The organism is Serratia surfactantfaciens (assembly GCF_001642805.2).
GTDB lineage: Bacteria > Pseudomonadota > Gammaproteobacteria > Enterobacterales > Enterobacteriaceae > Serratia > Serratia surfactantfaciens.
Window position 1 is genome coordinate 1,054,508 of sequence record NZ_CP016948.1, and the last position, 15,497, is coordinate 1,070,004.

Here is a 15,497-nt window from a genome sequence, read left to right on the forward strand (position 1 = left end):
CCCGTATGACCCTGCTTTCTGAACGCACGCCGGAACCGCCGGCCAAAACGCCCGGCGGCCTCAAGGCGCTGTTCCACCGCCTGCTGATGGCCCACGGCCGCAAGCTGGTGATCGCACTGCCGTATTTATGGCTGACGCTGCTGTTTATGCTGCCGTTCCTGATCGTGTTCAAGATCAGCCTGGCGGATCTGGCGCTGGCGGTGCCGCCCTACACCGAGCTGCTGAGCTGGGCGGACGGCAAGTTGAACATCGCGCTTAACTTCGCCAACTACCTGCAGCTGACCGACGATCCGCTGTATATCGACGCCTACCTGCAGTCGCTGCGCGTGGCGGCGGTCTCGACGTTGTGCTGCCTGATCATCGGCTATCCGCTGGCCTGGGCGGTGGCCCACAGCAAGGCCTCGACCCGCAATATTCTGCTGCTGCTGGTGATCCTGCCTTCCTGGACCTCGTTCCTGATCCGCGTTTACGCCTGGATGGGCATTCTGAAAAACAACGGCACGCTGAATAACTTCCTGATGTGGTTAGGGGTGATCGATCAGCCGCTGGTGATCCTGCACACCAATCTGGCGGTGTATATCGGCATTGTCTATTCCTACCTGCCGTTTATGGTGTTGCCGATCTACACGGCGCTGATCCGGCTGGATTACTCGCTGGTGGAGGCATCGCTGGATTTGGGCGCCCGGCCGCTGAAAACCTTCTTCAGCGTGATCGTGCCGCTGACGCGCGGCGGCATCATCGCCGGTTCGATGCTGGTGTTCATTCCGGCGGTGGGCGAGTTCGTGATCCCGGAACTGCTCGGCGGGCCAGACAGCATCATGATCGGCCGCGTGCTGTGGCAGGAGTTCTTCAATAACCGCGACTGGCCGGTGGCCTCGGCGGTCGCCACCGTCATGCTGGTGCTGCTGATCGTGCCAATTTTGTGGTTCCACAAGCATCAGAACAAGGAAATGGGGGGGCAGGAATGAACAACTTGCCGGTAGTGCGTTCACCGTGGCGCATCGCCATCCTGACGATCGGCTTTACCTTCCTGTATGCGCCGATGCTGATGTTGGTGATCTACTCTTTTAACAGCTCCAAGCTGGTGACGGTGTGGGCCGGCTGGTCCACGCGCTGGTATACCGAACTGTTCCACGATTCGGCGATGATTAGCGCGGTGGGGCTTAGCCTGACCATCGCCGCCGCTTCCGCTACCGCTGCGGTGGTATTGGGCGCTATTGCCGCCGTGGTGATGGTGCGTTTCGGCCGCTTTCGCGGTTCAACCGGCTTCGCGTTTATGCTGACCGCGCCGCTGGTCATGCCGGACGTGATCACCGGCCTGTCGCTGCTGCTGCTGTTCGTGGCGATGGGGCACGCTTTCGGTTGGCCGTCGGAACGCGGCATGTTCACCATCTGGCTGGCGCATGTCACCTTCTGTACCGCTTACGTAGCGGTGGTCATCAGCTCGCGCCTGCGTGAGGTGGATCGCTCAATTGAAGAGGCGGCGATGGATCTGGGGGCGACGCCGCTGAAGGTGTTCTTCGTCATCACCTTGCCGATGATCGCGCCGGCGCTGATCTCCGGCTGGATGCTGGCGTTCACCCTGTCGCTGGATGACCTGGTGATCGCCAGCTTCGTCTCCGGCCCGGGCGCCACCACGCTGCCGATGCTGGTGTTCTCCAGCGTGCGCATGGGGGTGAACCCGGAAATTAACGCGTTGGCCAGTTTGATCCTGCTGGTGGTGGGCATTATCGGCCTGATCGCCTGGTGGTTTATGGCGCGCTCGGAAAAACAACGATCGCGCGAATTGCAGCGGGCGGCCCGTAGCTGAATCGTAACAAACCTGCTATTTTTGCAATCAATAAGTATTGCAACTAACTACCTGACTTTACATGCGCCACCTGTATTGGTGGCGCGTCGTAGCGGAACACGGATATGTCAGACATGCTGAAAAGCGGGCAGGGAATGAGATCGACTGCAGATGCGCCGGTGCCGGTGATGGTGGCGGGTACTGCCATGGTCGCGATCAAGTGCATCAGCGTGGTGCTGTTGTTGGGCGAACTGGGTGTCGATGGCGCGCAGGAGTTCGTCAACACCAGCGCGCAGGCGTGGGATTCCACCTTTATCTTTCTAGCCGGCCTGATGCTGCTGTGCCTGCAAATCAGCTGCGGTTTTGCGGTGATGCGCGGTCGCAACTGGGGGCGCTGGGCTTATGTGGCCTGCCAGTGCATCGTGGTGCTTTACCTGCTGTTGGCCACCATCGGCAGCGTCTTCCCCGAGGTATTCACCGTGGAAGGGGAAACCAGCGGCCAAATCCTGCACGTTCTGATCCTGCAAAAAATCCCCGACGTGGTGATCCTGGCGCTGCTGTTCGTTCCTGCCGCCAGCCGCCGCTTCTTCGCCGCGCGCAAGTGAGATTTTAGGCGCGCGGAGTGGTAAACTCTGCGCCCTTAATTCGTCATCCTGAACTTCACGGTAACCTTCATGCATTGCGCTTTGTATACGGCGGGCACCTGCCGTTCCTGTCAGTGGCTGGAAAAGCCCTATCCGCAACAACTGGCCGACAAACAGCATCACCTGCAATCGCTGCTGGCCGGGCGCGACGTCGCGCAGTGGCTGCAGCCGGCGGCGGGGGAGCTGAGCGCATTTCGCAATAAGGCCAAGATGGTGGTCAGCGGCAGCGTAGAGCGCCCGCTGCTCGGCATGCTGCATCGCGACGGCACGCCGGTCGATCTAAGCGACTGCCCGCTGTACCCCGCCGGCTTTGCGCCGATGTTTGCGGTACTGAAAAGCTTTATCGCCCGGGCGGGCCTGACGCCGTATAACGTGGCGCGTAAACGCGGCGAGCTGAAATACCTGTTGTTGACCGAAAGCACGTTAGACGGCGGCGTGATGCTGCGCTTCGTGTTGCGCTCGGAAACCAAACTGGCGCAGCTGCGCGCCGCGCTGCCGTGGCTGCAGCAGCAGTTGCCGCAGCTCAAGGTGATCTCCGCCAATATTCAGCCGGTGCATATGGCGATCATGGAAGGGGAGCGCGAGATTGCGCTGACCGAACAGCAGGCGCTGGAGGAACAGTTCAATCAGGTGCCGCTGTTCATCCGTCCGCAAAGTTTCTTCCAGACCAACCCGCAGGTGGCCGCCGAGCTCTATGCCACCGCCCGCGACTGGGTGCGCGCACTGGGCATCGACAGCATGTGGGATCTGTTTTGCGGCGTCGGCGGTTTCGGCTTGCACTGCGCGCAGCCGCAAACGCGCCTGACCGGCATCGAAATCAGCGCGGAAGCGATCGCCTGCGCGCGCCAATCGGCGCAGCGGTTGGGGTTGCAGCACGTTGATTTTCAGGCCCTCGATTCCACCCGCTTCGCCACCGCCGAAGGCCAGGTGCCGCAGCTGGTGCTGGTCAACCCGCCGCGGCGCGGCATCGGCCAGGCACTGTGCGATTATTTGAGCCGGATGGCACCGGAATATATTCTCTATTCCAGCTGCAACGCCGAGAGCATGGCGAAAGATATCGAGATGTTGCCGGGCTACCGCATCGAACGGGTGCAGCTGTTCGACATGTTCCCGCATACCGCGCACTACGAAGTGCTGACGCTGCTGGTGCGGCGTTTATAAAACATAAGGCCCGGCTAACCGGGCCTTATGCTTACTGCGGGAACCACTTGTCGTTGATGGCCTTATAGGTGCCGTCGGCCTTGATGGCGTCCAGCGCGGCGTTCAGCTTGGCCAGCAGCGCCTGGTTGTCCGGGCGCACCGCGATGCCGAGACCGGTGCCGAAGTACTGCGCATCGGTGATGTGTTCGCCGACCGGCGCCAGCTGCGGATTGGTTTTCAGCCACTCGTTCACCACGGCGGTGTCGCCGAACACGCCGTCGATGCGGCCGTTTTTCAGCTCCAGAATGGCGTTCTGGTAGCTGTCGTAAGAGACGGTGTTAATCTCCGGGTGCTTGTCCTGCATGTATTTCTGGTGGGTGGTGCCGTTTTCCATGCCGAGCTTTTTGCCTTTCAGATCCGCCAGCGAGCTGAACTTGCCTTTTTGCGCGATCACGATCGCCGAGTTGGCGTAGTAAGGCTGGGTGAAGGCGACCTGTTTGCTGCGCTCCGGCGTGATATCCATGCCGGAAATCACCGCATCGTATTTCTTGAATTTCAGCGCGGCGATCAGGCTGTCGAACGCCTGGTTGGTGAAGGTGCACTGCGCCTGCATCTGTTTGCACAACGCGTTGGCCAGATCGATATCGAAACCGACGATCTGGTTATTGGCGTCCAGCGATTCGAACGGCGGGTAGGTGGCGGAGGCGGCGAAGCGGATGGTTTCGGCCGCGGTGGCGTTAAAGGTCATCCCGGCCAACATCGTCGCGGCAAGCAGCAGTTTTTTCATGCGTAGAGCTCCTGTCTGGATCCTGAAAGTGATTATTCGCTATCGTTTGTTTTTACTGGTAATCGCCAGAGGTTTTTACATGTGCGTCTGCTGATAACCCTGCCATTGAGTGAATTAAAATGCAATATAAATGATTAAATATTGCCATGGGGATAAAAAAAGCCCCGCTCAGTGGCGGGGCTTAGGGGGGAGGTGGCCTCAGTTACGGCGCTCAAACGCCAGCGCGCGGCGTTCCACCAGGCGCATCAGCAGCGTCAGCAGGCCGTTGACGCACAGGTACACCAGGCCGGCGGCGCCGAACACCATCACGTCGTAGGTGCGGCCGTACATCAGCTGACTGTAGCCCATCACTTCCATCAGCGTGATGGTGTAAGCCAGCGAGGTGCTTTTGAACACCAGCACCACTTCGTTGGAGTAAGACGACAGCGCGCGTTTGAAGGCGAACGGCAACAGAATGCGCAAGGTCTGCCGGCGCGACATGCCCAGCGCCTCGCACGACTGCCACTGCCCGGCGGGAATGGCGCGCACCGCGCCGTAGAACAGCTGCGTGGTATAGGCCGCGCTATTCAGCGCCAGCGCAATCATCGCGCACAGCCAGGGCTGCGACAGCAAGTTCCACAGCCACGGGTAGTCGCGGATCGCCGGAAACTGCCCGGGGCCGTAGTAGATCAGGAAGATCTGCACCAGCAGCGGCGTGCCGGTGAACAGCGTTACATAGGCTTTGACCAGCGGCGTCAGGATCGGCGTTTTCAGCGTCAGGATCACCGTCAGCAGCAGCGACAGCGCCAGCGCGACGATCAACGCGGCGACGGTCAGCGTCAGGCTGGTGTGCAACCCCTTGAGGATTTCCGGCAAGTATTCAAACATCAGACCGGCCCCCGCTCAAAGCGCGTGGCGCGCAGCTCAATGCGTTTGATGACGTATTGGCTGAACAGCGTCACCAGCAGGTAGATGGCCGCCGCGATCACATACCAGGTAAAAGGCTCCTGGGTGCGGGTGGCGATGCTCTTGGTTTGCAGCATCAGATCGTTCACGCTGATCAGTGACACCAGCGCGGTGTCTTTCAGCAGCACCAGCCACTGATTGCCGAGGCCGGGCAGGGCGTGGCGCCACATCTGCGGCATGATCAGGCGGAAGAAGATCGCCGCCTTGCCGAGCCCCAGCGCCTGGCCGGATTCCCATTGCCCCTGCGGTACCGCTTTGAGCGCGCCGCGCAGCGTCTGCGAGGCGTAGGCGGAATAGAGCAGGGCCAGAGCGATCACCCCGCACAGGAACGGGCTGACTTCGAAATTGTCGATCGCCAACTGAATCGGCAGCTGGAACAGACCGAGGTTGAGGGTAAAGCCGTCGGAGAGCATCAGCAGCAGCTGCGACGAGCCGAAATAGATAAACAGCACCACCAGGATTTCCGGCAGGCCGCGCAACACGGTCACCCAGGCGGTGCCGAGCCAGCTGACCGCTTTCCAGCGGGACGATTCCCATACGGCGAACAGCATCGCCAGAATCAGCCCGAGGATCAGGGCGCAAACGGCAAGGCCGACGGTCATGCCGGCGGCGCTTGCTAAAGGTTGTAATTCATTCATTTGGGCGTATTACTGCTGGAACCATTTTTTGTAGATGGTTTCATAGGTCCCATCCTGCTTGATCTTGTCCAGAGCGGCGTTGAACTTGCCCTGCAGATCGGTGTTCTTCTGGCGCACCGCGATGCCAAGGCCGGTGCCGAAGTAATCTTTGTCGGTCACTTTAGCGCCCACTGCCGCTAGCGCGTCATTCTGCTTCAGCCACTCGTTGACCACTGCCGTATCGCCGAACACCGCATCAACGCGGCCGTTCTTCAGATCCAAAATGGCGTTCTGGTAGCTGTCGTAAGGCACGGTGGTGATTTCCGGGTGCTTGTCGGTCAGGTATTTCTGGTGGGTGGTGCCGTTTTGCACGCCCACTTTTTTGCCTTTCAGCGCCGCCACGTCGGCGATTTTGCCTTTCTGCGCGATGAACAGCGCCGAGTTATCGTAGTAAGGCTTGGTGAACAGCACCTGCTTCTCACGCTCCGGCGTAATGTCCATACCGGCCATCACCGCATCGAAACGCTTGAACTTCAGGCTCGGGATCAGGCTGTCGAACGCCTGGTTGGTGAAGGTGCACTCGGCCTGCATTTCTTTGCACAGCGCGTTGGCCAGATCGACATCAAAACCCTGAATCTTGTTGCCGGCGTCAATAAATTCAAACGGAGGATAGGAGGCTTCGGTAGCGAAACGGATAGTTTCGGCTGCGGAGGCGGAAACGCTGATGCCAACCAGAACGGCGGCGATTATTAGTTTTTTCATCGCAAACTCCCCAAATTACAGCAAGTTAATTGTTAGTGTGATAAGTAATTAGCAAACTCGGTGGTCCGCGGCTGCGTGAAGTGGCTGCTGTCGCCTTGCTCCACTACGTGGCCGTTTTCCATGTACACCACGCGGCTGGCGGTTTTGCGCGCCACTTCCACTTCGTGGGTGACGATCACCTGAGTGATGCCGGTGCCGGCCAGTTCGCGAATGATGCTGACGATCTGGGCGGTGATTTCCGGATCCAGCGCCGCGGTCGGTTCATCGAACAGCAGCACCTGCGGTTCCATCATCAGGGCGCGGGCGATCGCCACGCGCTGCTGCTGGCCGCCGGAAAGGTGCAGCGGGAAGCGATCGGCGAAGTCGGTCAGGCGCAGACGCTTGAGCAGCTTGTCGGCGCGCTCCATCGCCTGAGCCTTGGTCAGCCCCAGCACGCGACAAGGCGCTTCGATCAGGTTCTGCACCACGGTGAGGTGAGGCCACAGGTTGTATTGCTGGAACACCATGCCGACATTTTGACGCAGTTCGCGAATGGCTTTCTCGCCCGGCGCCTGCCTGAAATCGAATTGGTTGCCGGCGATCTGCAATTGGCCCGAACGCGGCATTTCCAGCAGGTTCAGCACCCGCAGCAATGAACTTTTCCCGGCGCCGCTTGGGCCAAGCAGCACCAGGGTTTCCCCGGCTGGACAATCCAGCGTGATGTCAAACAGCGCCTGGTGAGCGCCGTAATAGCAATTGATACCGTTAAGTTGAATACTCATGCGCCAGAATTGAATAGACATTGATGCCGCAAATGTTAACTTCCACAGAATACTTATGCAATCTTTGTGCGTTAAAATTTATGAGTGTGCGGCGGGACAGTAAAAGATTAGCACAAGATACCGCGACTCAAGCCGAGGGAGGGGATTTGTGGCGCAGGCTGTGAGATCGGTAGCGAAATTTTTTCTATTGGACGAAATTTGAGCGGCTGGCGGCAGCGGGGATGACCGACGCGGCAAGCCCGCGTCGGCCGGGGAAGGCGGGTTACTGGTTTTCCAGCACCTGACGCACGCTGCCGTTGGTGGCGTGCGCTGGAACATTCAGGTAGCGAATATCATCAACCACCCAGCAGGTGCCTTCGCGCACCATCAGCACTTCGTCCTGCCAGTTCACGGTGCTGTTGGCGTCTTTCTGGTAGCTCAGGTCAACGCGCAGCGGGATATTCTTCGCATCGGTGTTAGGAATGGTCGAGGCGCTGGCGACGGATGCGCTGCTCGGCCCCTGTGCATTGCCGGAGAATAGATCGCCGGTTATCTGATGTTTACCCGGATTCTGGCCGGCGCTGACCAGATCCTGATACAGCACTTTGCTCAGATAAGGTTGCAGCTGCGCCAGGCGGTTGCTGTCCGGCAGGCCGGTGCCCTGCTGGATGCGCAGGTCATAGAACTTTTGTGCGACCGTATCCGGGCCGCCTTCCACACAGCTGCCGCTGCGGGTGCCGATATCCTTGTATGCCGGTTCCACCGTGGTACAGGCACTCAGCAACAGCGCTAAGGGTAAAACAGCCGCAATCGTTTTTGTTTTCATCTTATTACCTTATGTGAAAGTCTCTACCATGAAGACCGATAGCTTACAGTATAAATGCGTTTTTTGGCCTTGCATTCGTACTGCGTGCCATTGATTAAGCGAACATAACGCCAATCTTCTGGTCATAGATACGTTGAATTAATCAAACAAGGAATTCTGATGCAGCTTTCAACTACCCCGACCCTGGAAGGGTTCACCATTACCGAATACTGCGGCGTCGTCACCGGTGAAGCGATTCTCGGCGCCAACATTTTCCGTGATTTTTTCGCCGGCGTGCGCGACATCGTCGGCGGCCGTTCGGGCGCGTATGAGAAAGAGCTGCGCAAGGCGCGCCTGATCGCGTTCGAAGAGCTGGAAGATCAGGCGAAAGAGCTGGGCGCCAACGCGGTGGTGGGTATTGATATCGATTATGAAACCGTTGGCAAAGACGGCAGCATGCTGATGGTGACCGTCAGCGGCACCGCGGTGAAAGTCAGTCGCTAACGCTATTCTCCGCGCCCCGGCCGTTCCGCCGGGGCGACATCCCGTTGGTTTATCCCTCTTTATGCGGCGGCTCGACGATCGGGCGATGTTCCTGCGGCTTTACCGGTGCAGATTCCTGGCGATGCGGCATCTGTTGAACGGTCGGCTGATGAACCTGCGGCGCCGGTGCCGGATGCGGCATGACGCGCTCTTGCGGCACCGGCGCTGGGCGAACCACCGCCGGATGCAGCGTTGCGGCCGGCTCACGCACTACCGGCTGCACGACGTGCGGCGCCGCCTGAACCTGTGGCCGCACGGTGGATTGATGCACTGGCGCGGCGGTCTGCATCGGATGCGTCTGTACCGGCGCTGAATGCACGGCCATCGGTTGCTGCGCGTGAGGCGCTGCCGGCGCGGCATGCGTGAACGTCGGCATGCTCATCGGTTGCTGCACATGGGGCGCGTTGACCGGTTGTTGCACGTGTGGGGCGGCAGCCACCGGCTGAGTATGCGCAAAGTTCGGCATGGTCATCGGCGCGTGGGCCGCAGGCGCGACGCGCGGCTGTTGCGGCGCAGCGTTAGGCACCGGTTGGCTGAAACGCGGCGTCGGCGCGGCGGTGGTATTGTAGTTGTTCACCGTGCTGGTGGTGCTGCGATTCACATTGTTCACGTTGTTATATTGGTTGATGTTGGTGACGCGATTCACCACGGTGGTGGAATGCGACACGTAGGGCGCATTGCGGTAGACCACCGGCTGGCGCCGATCGTCCCAGCGCATATCCCAGTTGTGCCAGCCGCTATTGTGTTGGTTGAGCAAAGAGGCGACCGCGATGCCAACGCCGAAGCTGATCACGCCGGCTGCCAGCATATCGCCGCCGCTGTAACCTGAAGGCTGATATTGATAGCTTGGATAAGCTTGGATCGGCGTGCCGTAGGCCTCCCAGGGATCGTAATGCGGAACGTAAACCGTATCCGGTTGGCTGGGCTCGATGACGATGGTTTCGCCCGGCGCCGCCACCACGCTCTGGCGATAGGACTGCTGCTCAACGTAACGGGTCGTCGGCGCTACGACGATGCGCTGCTGTGGGGTGTTTTTCAACGTGCCCTGGCTGGCCGCTCGTTGACGCATCACCTGAATGGCGTTCATCACGTCCGTAGGATCGTTGAGGTAGGCGCTGCCCAGAGCGGTGGTCCAGGGGATGTTTTTCGCCATCTGATCGAGCACGTCGGGGAATTGCACCAGGCCGCGCACGCTGGGATCCCAGGGTTGAGCATCCGCCGCCGAGCTGAGCGCCGCCGGTTGCAGCCCGCGGTTTTGCGCCAGCCAGGCATCCGCAGCGCTGATTTGGTCAGGATAGCCCGCGCCGGCCAACACTTGCGCCAGCAGCTTGTCGGGGAACAGCGCCACCGGGCTGACCAACTGGTACAGCTGGTCTGCGGTCAGTGGCGTATAGGCCGGCGCACTGGCACTGGCGGCGGGAGCGGCAGGGGGCGGAGTGCCCCCACCCATCGCGCCGGCGACTTTTTGCTGATCGCAGCCGCTGAGCGGCAGCATGGCGGCACAGAGCAACCAGGACAGATAGCGTGGTGTGAACATGTTCGACTCCGCTCTTTCAGCGTAGATGATACTTTGAGACTATCATGGGCGTGAGAGCTCGCCAGTTGGGAGAAACACTCGCTTGCACATCGGCGCTTTCTGTCATTATTTCTCGATTAGCGTGATGATTGGATACAGGTTAATCGCGTCGCGTTACACCTTTCACGGACACAAATCAGGAGGATAAGTGAAAATTTGGCCAGGGATCATCGCCGCCGCGCTGTTGGCGGGGTGCCAAAATCCGCAGCAGGACACGCTCGTCGATCGCGGCGCTTACCAACTCGAGACGCTGCACCAGGCGCAGGGCGCCGATCAGCGCATTCGTTTTTTGGTGATGCACTACACGGCGGAAGACTTCCATTCATCGCTGAAAACGCTGACCGACGAACACGTCAGCGCGCACTACCTGTTGCCGGCGCATCCGCAGCGCGAACACGGCAAACCGACGGTGTATCGGCTGGTGCCGGAAGCGATGCGTGCCTGGCATGCCGGCGCCAGCGCCTGGCGCGGCCGCAGCAGCCTCAACGACACCTCGATCGGCATCGAAATCGTCAACAAGGGGTTCACCCGCGGCATGCTGTTGACCCATTGGCAGCCTTATACGGCGGAGCAGATCGCCGTGCTGATCCCGCTGAGCCGCGACATCATCCAACGCTATGGCATCCAGCCGCAGGACGTGGTGGGGCACAGCGACATCGCACCGCAGCGCAAACAGGATCCCGGCCCGCTGTTCCCTTGGCGACAGCTGGCGCAGGCCGGCATCGGCGCCTGGCCGGACGAACGAGACGTGCAGCGTTTGCTGGCGGGGCGCGATCGCCATGCCCCGGTGCCGATGGCGCCGCTGCTCGATAGGCTGGCGCGTTACGGCTACGCGGTTGATTCGTCATGGGATGCGCGGCAGCAGCGCAATGTGCTGGCGGCGTTTCAGATGCATTTCCGGCCCGACGATGTTCGCGGTGAGCCGGATGCAGAGAGTGAAGCGATTATCGATGCGCTGCTGTTGAAGTATGGCGCGTGGCGTTGATTACAGGCCGTGCAGTTTGCCGTGATCTTTCAGCCAGCGGGCGGTGCGCGCGATGCCCTCTTCCAGCGAGACGATCGGCTGATAGCCCAGCTCTTGTTGCGCACGGGTGGTATCGAGCGTGAGGTCGAAGTTGAGTTTGGCGACGCCGTAGTGGGTCAGCACCGGCTCCTTTTCGCTTTTGCTGCCCAGACGCTCCATGCCGCGCGCCATCATGTCGAGCATCGGATAGGGCACGGAGCGAATGCGGCATTTCATGCCCAGATCGTCGATCAGCTGCTGCACCACGGTGCGCAGCGGGCGCGGCTGCTGGTTGGTGATGTTGTAGGCGCGGCCGGACGGCGTATCTTCTTTTAACGTCGCCAGCCACATGGCGTGCACCGCATTCTCCAGATAGGTCATGTCCACCATCGCCGCGCCGCCGCGCGGCAGCAGCAGGTTGCCGTAGCGTTTGATCATCTGCAGCAGCCGCGGCAGCATCACCTTGTCGTGCGGCCCGAACAACCCCTGCGGGCGCAGAATGGTGAAATGGGTTTGTGGATTGGACAACGCCAGTTGCTGGATCACCTGCTCGCCGGCGGCCTTGCTGCGCGCGAACTCATTGGCGTAGCGCTGCGGGCGGAAATCTTCGGTCACGTTGCGGTGATGGTGGTAATCGAAATAGATCGCCGGGGAAGAGATGTGAATGAACTGCGCTACGCCGTAGGCTGCCGCCCATTCACCAAGGCGGCGAGTGGCGCGCACGTTAGCCAGTTCGAAGGCTTCTTCGGTGCCCCAGGGCGAGGTAAAGCTGGAGCAGTGCCACAGCACGTCGACGTCCGCCAGCATCGCCTTGGCCTGCGAAGAGATCAGGTTGGTGAGATCGGCATGAATGAACTCCGCGCCCATTTTTTCCAGCAGGCCGCCCATCGCCTGGTTGCGACCGGTGGCGCGCACTTTGATGCCCTGGCGGCGCAGATATTCAACGGCGTTACGGCCTAATCCACTGGTTGCACCGGTGACCAATACCTTCATAACGGACTCTATTCTCACCCAAAATCGGAAGACCGGCGGGCGCTTGCGGCGCTCCCAGCAAATAAGATGCCATTCTTCCGTGATTTCGTGCGCTATGCAATCGGAAAGCCCCGAAGCACAGCGGCAAACTGTGCGGTTGATCGACAAATGAGCGCCGTTCAGCGGCGTTGGCGGTCCAGGCCCTCGGCAAGCTCGGCGATGCGTTTCGCCATGCCGCGAAAAATAAACAGATGCGCGGGCATCATGGCGAACCAATACAGCAGCCCGCTGAAGCCGGCCGGGTGCCACCAGGCACGCACGTCCAGCGTGCGGCGATCGCCGTGATCGGTGATGGTGAGGCTTAGCCGCCCCAGGCCGGGCGCCTTCATGCCAAACAGCAGCGCCAGCTGCCGCAGCGGCTTCAGGGTAATCACTTTCCAGCCGTCGATTTCGTCGCCCAGCGCCAGGGCCGCGCGCGCCGGGCGGCCATAGACCACGCCGTTGCCGATCATGTCGTCCATGCGCGCGCGGATCCGCCACAGGATATTGGCGTAGAAATAGCCTTCTTCTCCTCCCAGCTGCTGCACCGTTTGCCACAGGGCCTGGCTGGAGGCGGCGGTATCCAGCGAGCAACCGGCCTGTTTGGGGTAGTAGCCGTAGCCGGGGCGCCAGCGCGCCTGCGCCGCCGGATCGTAGCCCCAGTCGGCGGAGTCGACCACTTCCAGCTCGCGCTGCAGCGTGGTGGTGACCGCCTGATCAAAGGTGTGCAGCCGTTGTGGGATCAGGGCCTGCAATGGCCGGCCATCGGCGGGCAGATCGTGCTTCAGTCCCTGGATCAGCGCGCGGGCGATCGGCGTCGGCACCGAGGTGATCAGGCTGATGAACCACACCGAAATCAGCCGCGTCGGCAAGGGGATCGGGATCAGCCAGCGCCGTTTGCCGCTGATGGCGATAAAGCGTTTGAACATGTCCTGATAGCTGAGGTATTCCGGCCCGGCGACGTCGAAGATGCGGTGTTCCTGCGCCGGATGCGCCAGCAGATCGGCCAGATAAACCAGCAGGTTCTCCAGCGCCACCGGCGACGATTTCGAACGCACCCAGCGCGGCGGCGTCAGCACCGGCAGGTTATAGACCATATCGCGCATCACTTCGAACGCCGCCGAGCCGGGGCCAACGATGATGCCGGCGCGCAGCTCGGTGACCGGTACGCCGCTTTGGCGCAGGATCTCTCCGGTCAGGCGGCGTGCCGCCAGGTGCGGCGAACTGTCGTCGTTCGGCTGCAGCGCGCCAAGGAAGATCACCTGCTTGACGCAGGCATTGCGCAGTGCGTCGCGCAGATTTTCCGCCGCCTGACGTTCCTTTTCGATAAAGTCGTCGCCGTCGCCCATCGCGTGCACCAGATAGTACAGCGTATCTATCTCCCACAGCGCCGCGCTCAGGGTTTCCGGGCGGTACAGATCGGCATACAGGCAGTTGACCTGTGGCCAGTTCTGCTCCTGCAGCCACTCGATGCGCCGCGCGGCGGCGGTAATCTGGTGCCCTTGTTCGATCAGGTGCGGGATCAGGTTCTGGCCTATATAGCCACTGGCTCCAAGAACCAGTACGCGTTGGGGTGTCATCGTGCCGCCTTGTGCGGTGAAAGAGTCGCAGAACGACAGGATGCCAAATTCAGGGTTTAAATGCACTTTCTGTATGGGTATAAGCCGGTTGCATCCGCCGTAGCGCAGGTTCACACTACGCGCCCCTTATCGAATGAAAAACCGGATGCCATGAAACTCAATGTGATTTGTTACGCCCTGCTGGGCCTGGCGCTGATCGCCAGCCTGTTCTCGCCGCATCCGGTGTGGATGTGGCTGCTGTCGGCCAATCTGCTGACGTTTCTGATCTATGGCGGCGATAAGCTGGCGGCGCGCAAGGGGTGGCGGCGGGTGCCGGAGGCGACGCTGTTGCTGTTCGGCGCGCTGGGCGGGTGGTTGGGCGCACTGGCGGCGCAGCAGCTGTTTCGCCACAAGACCCAGAAACAGCCGTTTAAAACCTGGTTTATTCTCAGCGTGGCGCTCAACCTGGCGGCGGTGCTGGGGCTGTGGTATTGGGTTTACGGCCGCTGGATTTTCTGATGCGGGGCGCGCCGTGCGCCCCGAAGGATCAGGCGTGCTGCTGCAGGAACTCCCGCCACAGCTCGACCACCCGCTGCAGGTCCTGGCGGCTGACGTCGAGGTGGGTCAGAATGCGCGTCAGCGGGCCGCTGCTGATCAGCACGCCGCGTTCGCGCATCCACGGGCCGAATTTGGCCGCCAGCTCAGGAGATTGGCGCAGATACAGCACGTTGGTCTGCGCGCCGGGTTCGGCGATCTCCACGCCGATCTGCCGCAGCTGTTGCTCCAGCCAGGCCGCGTTGTCATGGTCTTCGCGCAGCCGCGCGACGTTATGCTCCAAGGCGTAAAGACCGGCCGCCGCCAGAATGCCGGCCTGACGCAGCCCGCCGCCGGTCATTTTGCGCCAGCGCAGCGCGCGTTGAATGAAGGTTTCGCTGCCGCACAGCAGCGATCCGACCGGCGCGCCTAATCCCTTCGACAGGCAAATGGTGAAGGTGTCGCAGTATTGTACGATCTCTTTCAGCGGCAGGTTCAGCGCTACGGCGGCGTTGAAGATGCGCGCGCCGTCGATATGCAGCGCCAGCTGGCGCTCGCGGGTAAACTGCCACGCCTGCTGCAGGTAGGCCTGCGGCAAGACTCTGCCGCTGATGGTGTTTTCCAGGCTCAGCAGCCGGGTGCGGGCGAAGTGGATGTCGTCGGGTTTAATGGCGGCGGCGAGCTTGTCCAGCGGCAGCGTGCCGTCCGCGTCGGCCTCGATCGGCTGCGGCTGGATGCTGCCCAGCACCGCCGCGCCGCCGGCTTCGTATTTATAGTTGTGCGCCTGCTGGCCGACCAGATACTCGTCGCCGCGCTGGCAGTGGCTCAGCAGCGCCACCAGATTGGCCTGGGTGCCGCTGGGCAGAAACAGCGCCGCTTCTTTGCCCGACAGGCGCACCGCCTCGGCCTCCAGTGCGTTGACCGTCGGGTCATCGCCGTAGACGTCGTCGCCGACCTCTGCCTGAGCCATCGCCTGGCGCATGGCGGCGCTGGGGCGGGTAACGGTGTCGCTGCGTAGATCGATAAGCATAGGGTTCCTGGA

The 15,497-nt window shown here is 61.1% G+C and carries 17 protein-coding genes; 7 read left to right on the top strand and 10 right to left on the bottom strand.

All coding sequences use genetic code 11. The annotated features are described in order from the left end of the window. Positions 1-5: 5 nt before the first annotated feature. The 4 genes from potH to rlmC all read left to right on the top strand — a co-directional run bounded on the left by potH (position 6) and on the right by rlmC (position 3,594). Positions 6-968, top strand: a complete 963-nt coding sequence (gene potH, locus ATE40_RS05010; protein WP_019454581.1) for a putrescine ABC transporter permease PotH — start codon at positions 6-8, stop codon at positions 966-968. Beyond that, positions 965-1,810, top strand: coding sequence for a putrescine ABC transporter permease PotI (gene potI, locus ATE40_RS05015; RefSeq protein ID WP_019454580.1), 846 nt, complete (start codon positions 965-967; stop codon positions 1,808-1,810). Before potH ends, potI begins: the two co-directional genes overlap by 4 nt. 104 nt (positions 1,811-1,914) lie before the next feature. After that, entirely contained in the window at positions 1,915-2,394 is a 480-nt protein-coding gene (locus tag ATE40_RS05020) for a YbjO family protein (protein ID WP_025159686.1), read from the top strand. A gap of 69 nt (positions 2,395-2,463) precedes the next feature. Then, positions 2,464-3,594, top strand: coding sequence for a 23S rRNA (uracil(747)-C(5))-methyltransferase RlmC (rlmC, locus tag ATE40_RS05025; RefSeq protein ID WP_025159685.1), 1,131 nt, complete (start codon positions 2,464-2,466; stop codon positions 3,592-3,594). Between the two features lie 31 nt (positions 3,595-3,625). Here the strand turns inward: rlmC and artJ (ATE40_RS05030) are convergent, their stop codons facing one another. The 6 genes from artJ (ATE40_RS05030) to ATE40_RS05055 all read right to left on the bottom strand — a co-directional run bounded on the left by artJ (ATE40_RS05030) (position 3,626) and on the right by ATE40_RS05055 (position 8,250). Beyond that, on the bottom strand, positions 3,626-4,360 hold the full coding sequence (gene artJ / locus ATE40_RS05030; RefSeq protein ID WP_015377297.1) for an arginine ABC transporter substrate-binding protein: 735 nt from the start codon (positions 4,358-4,360) through the stop codon (positions 3,626-3,628). 198 nt (positions 4,361-4,558) lie between these two features. Next, the gene (gene artM, locus ATE40_RS05035) at positions 4,559-5,227 is read right to left on the bottom strand and encodes an arginine ABC transporter permease ArtM (protein WP_019454577.1); all 669 of its coding nucleotides are present in this window, start codon (positions 5,225-5,227) and stop codon (positions 4,559-4,561) included. Continuing rightward, positions 5,227-5,943: an arginine ABC transporter permease ArtQ gene (artQ, locus tag ATE40_RS05040; protein WP_025159684.1), complete on the bottom strand. Its 717-nt coding sequence runs from the start codon at positions 5,941-5,943 to the stop codon at positions 5,227-5,229. Before artQ ends, artM begins: the two co-directional genes overlap by 1 nt. A gap of 9 nt (positions 5,944-5,952) precedes the next feature. Beyond that, a complete protein-coding gene (gene artJ / locus ATE40_RS05045; RefSeq protein WP_063919109.1) occupies positions 5,953-6,684 on the bottom strand; it encodes an arginine ABC transporter substrate-binding protein in 732 nt (243 codons plus the stop codon). A 32-nt stretch (positions 6,685-6,716) separates the two neighbouring features. Then, positions 6,717-7,445 carry an arginine ABC transporter ATP-binding protein ArtP gene (artP, locus tag ATE40_RS05050; RefSeq protein WP_139285539.1) on the bottom strand — a complete coding sequence of 243 codons (729 nt, stop codon included), beginning with the start codon at positions 7,443-7,445 and terminating at the stop codon, positions 6,717-6,719. 262 nt (positions 7,446-7,707) lie between these two features. After that, a complete protein-coding gene (locus tag ATE40_RS05055; RefSeq protein ID WP_019454574.1) occupies positions 7,708-8,250 on the bottom strand; it encodes a lipoprotein in 543 nt (180 codons plus the stop codon). A 159-nt stretch (positions 8,251-8,409) separates the two neighbouring features. Between ATE40_RS05055 and ATE40_RS05060 the strand changes: the two genes are divergently transcribed. Next, on the top strand, positions 8,410-8,733 hold the full coding sequence (locus ATE40_RS05060; protein WP_004928400.1) for a heavy metal-binding domain-containing protein: 324 nt from the start codon (positions 8,410-8,412) through the stop codon (positions 8,731-8,733). Positions 8,734-8,782: 49 nt separating this feature from the next. Here ATE40_RS05060 and ATE40_RS05065 read toward each other — a convergent pair whose 3' ends face one another. Next, positions 8,783-10,309 carry a DUF3300 domain-containing protein gene (locus ATE40_RS05065; RefSeq protein ID WP_063919111.1) on the bottom strand — a complete coding sequence of 509 codons (1,527 nt, stop codon included), beginning with the start codon at positions 10,307-10,309 and terminating at the stop codon, positions 8,783-8,785. A gap of 187 nt (positions 10,310-10,496) precedes the next feature. On the opposite strand from ATE40_RS05065, the gene ATE40_RS05070 reads away from it, so the two are divergent. Next, positions 10,497-11,333: an N-acetylmuramoyl-L-alanine amidase gene (locus tag ATE40_RS05070; protein WP_063919112.1), complete on the top strand. Its 837-nt coding sequence runs from the start codon at positions 10,497-10,499 to the stop codon at positions 11,331-11,333. Here the strand turns inward: ATE40_RS05070 and ATE40_RS05075 are convergent, their stop codons facing one another. Both ATE40_RS05075 and ATE40_RS05080 read right to left on the bottom strand, forming a co-directional pair. Then, on the bottom strand, positions 11,334-12,344 hold the full coding sequence (locus ATE40_RS05075) for an NAD-dependent epimerase/dehydratase family protein (RefSeq protein WP_004928393.1): 1,011 nt from the start codon (positions 12,342-12,344) through the stop codon (positions 11,334-11,336). It abuts the gene before it with no gap. Between the two features lie 158 nt (positions 12,345-12,502). Continuing rightward, a complete protein-coding gene (locus tag ATE40_RS05080) occupies positions 12,503-13,942 on the bottom strand; it encodes a DUF2867 domain-containing protein (RefSeq protein ID WP_063919113.1) in 1,440 nt (479 codons plus the stop codon). 150 nt (positions 13,943-14,092) lie between these two features. On the opposite strand from ATE40_RS05080, the gene ATE40_RS05085 reads away from it, so the two are divergent. After that, positions 14,093-14,440, top strand: coding sequence for a DUF1294 domain-containing protein (locus ATE40_RS05085; protein ID WP_019454570.1), 348 nt, complete (start codon positions 14,093-14,095; stop codon positions 14,438-14,440). A 28-nt stretch (positions 14,441-14,468) separates the two neighbouring features. On the opposite strand, the gene ltaE is transcribed toward ATE40_RS05085, so the two are convergent. Further along, the gene (gene ltaE / locus ATE40_RS05090; protein WP_063919114.1) at positions 14,469-15,485 is read right to left on the bottom strand and encodes a low-specificity L-threonine aldolase; all 1,017 of its coding nucleotides are present in this window, start codon (positions 15,483-15,485) and stop codon (positions 14,469-14,471) included. Positions 15,486-15,497 lie beyond the last annotated feature (12 nt).

Coding starts and splice junctions, on each gene's coding strand:
- ATE40_RS05075 (WP_004928393.1), bottom strand. CDS start 12,344: ATGAAGGTATTGGTCACCGGTGCAACCAGTGGATTAGGCCGTAACGCC.
- potI (WP_019454580.1), top strand. CDS start 965: ATGAACAACTTGCCGGTAGTGCGTTCACCGTGGCGCATCGCCATCCTG.
- artJ (WP_063919109.1), bottom strand. CDS start 6,684: ATGAAAAAACTAATAATCGCCGCCGTTCTGGTTGGCATCAGCGTTTCC.
- artP (WP_139285539.1), bottom strand. CDS start 7,445: ATGAGTATTCAACTTAACGGTATCAATTGCTATTACGGCGCTCACCAG.
- ATE40_RS05085 (WP_019454570.1), top strand. CDS start 14,093: ATGAAACTCAATGTGATTTGTTACGCCCTGCTGGGCCTGGCGCTGATC.
- ltaE (WP_063919114.1), bottom strand. CDS start 15,485: ATGCTTATCGATCTACGCAGCGACACCGTTACCCGCCCCAGCGCCGCC.
- potH (WP_019454581.1), top strand. CDS start 6: ATGACCCTGCTTTCTGAACGCACGCCGGAACCGCCGGCCAAAACGCCC.
- ATE40_RS05065 (WP_063919111.1), bottom strand. CDS start 10,309: ATGTTCACACCACGCTATCTGTCCTGGTTGCTCTGTGCCGCCATGCTG.
- rlmC (WP_025159685.1), top strand. CDS start 2,464: ATGCATTGCGCTTTGTATACGGCGGGCACCTGCCGTTCCTGTCAGTGG.
- ATE40_RS05080 (WP_063919113.1), bottom strand. CDS start 13,942: ATGACACCCCAACGCGTACTGGTTCTTGGAGCCAGTGGCTATATAGGC.
- ATE40_RS05020 (WP_025159686.1), top strand. CDS start 1,915: ATGTCAGACATGCTGAAAAGCGGGCAGGGAATGAGATCGACTGCAGAT.
- ATE40_RS05055 (WP_019454574.1), bottom strand. CDS start 8,250: ATGAAAACAAAAACGATTGCGGCTGTTTTACCCTTAGCGCTGTTGCTG.
- artJ (WP_015377297.1), bottom strand. CDS start 4,360: ATGAAAAAACTGCTGCTTGCCGCGACGATGTTGGCCGGGATGACCTTT.
- artQ (WP_025159684.1), bottom strand. CDS start 5,943: ATGAATGAATTACAACCTTTAGCAAGCGCCGCCGGCATGACCGTCGGC.
- artM (WP_019454577.1), bottom strand. CDS start 5,227: ATGTTTGAATACTTGCCGGAAATCCTCAAGGGGTTGCACACCAGCCTG.
- ATE40_RS05060 (WP_004928400.1), top strand. CDS start 8,410: ATGCAGCTTTCAACTACCCCGACCCTGGAAGGGTTCACCATTACCGAA.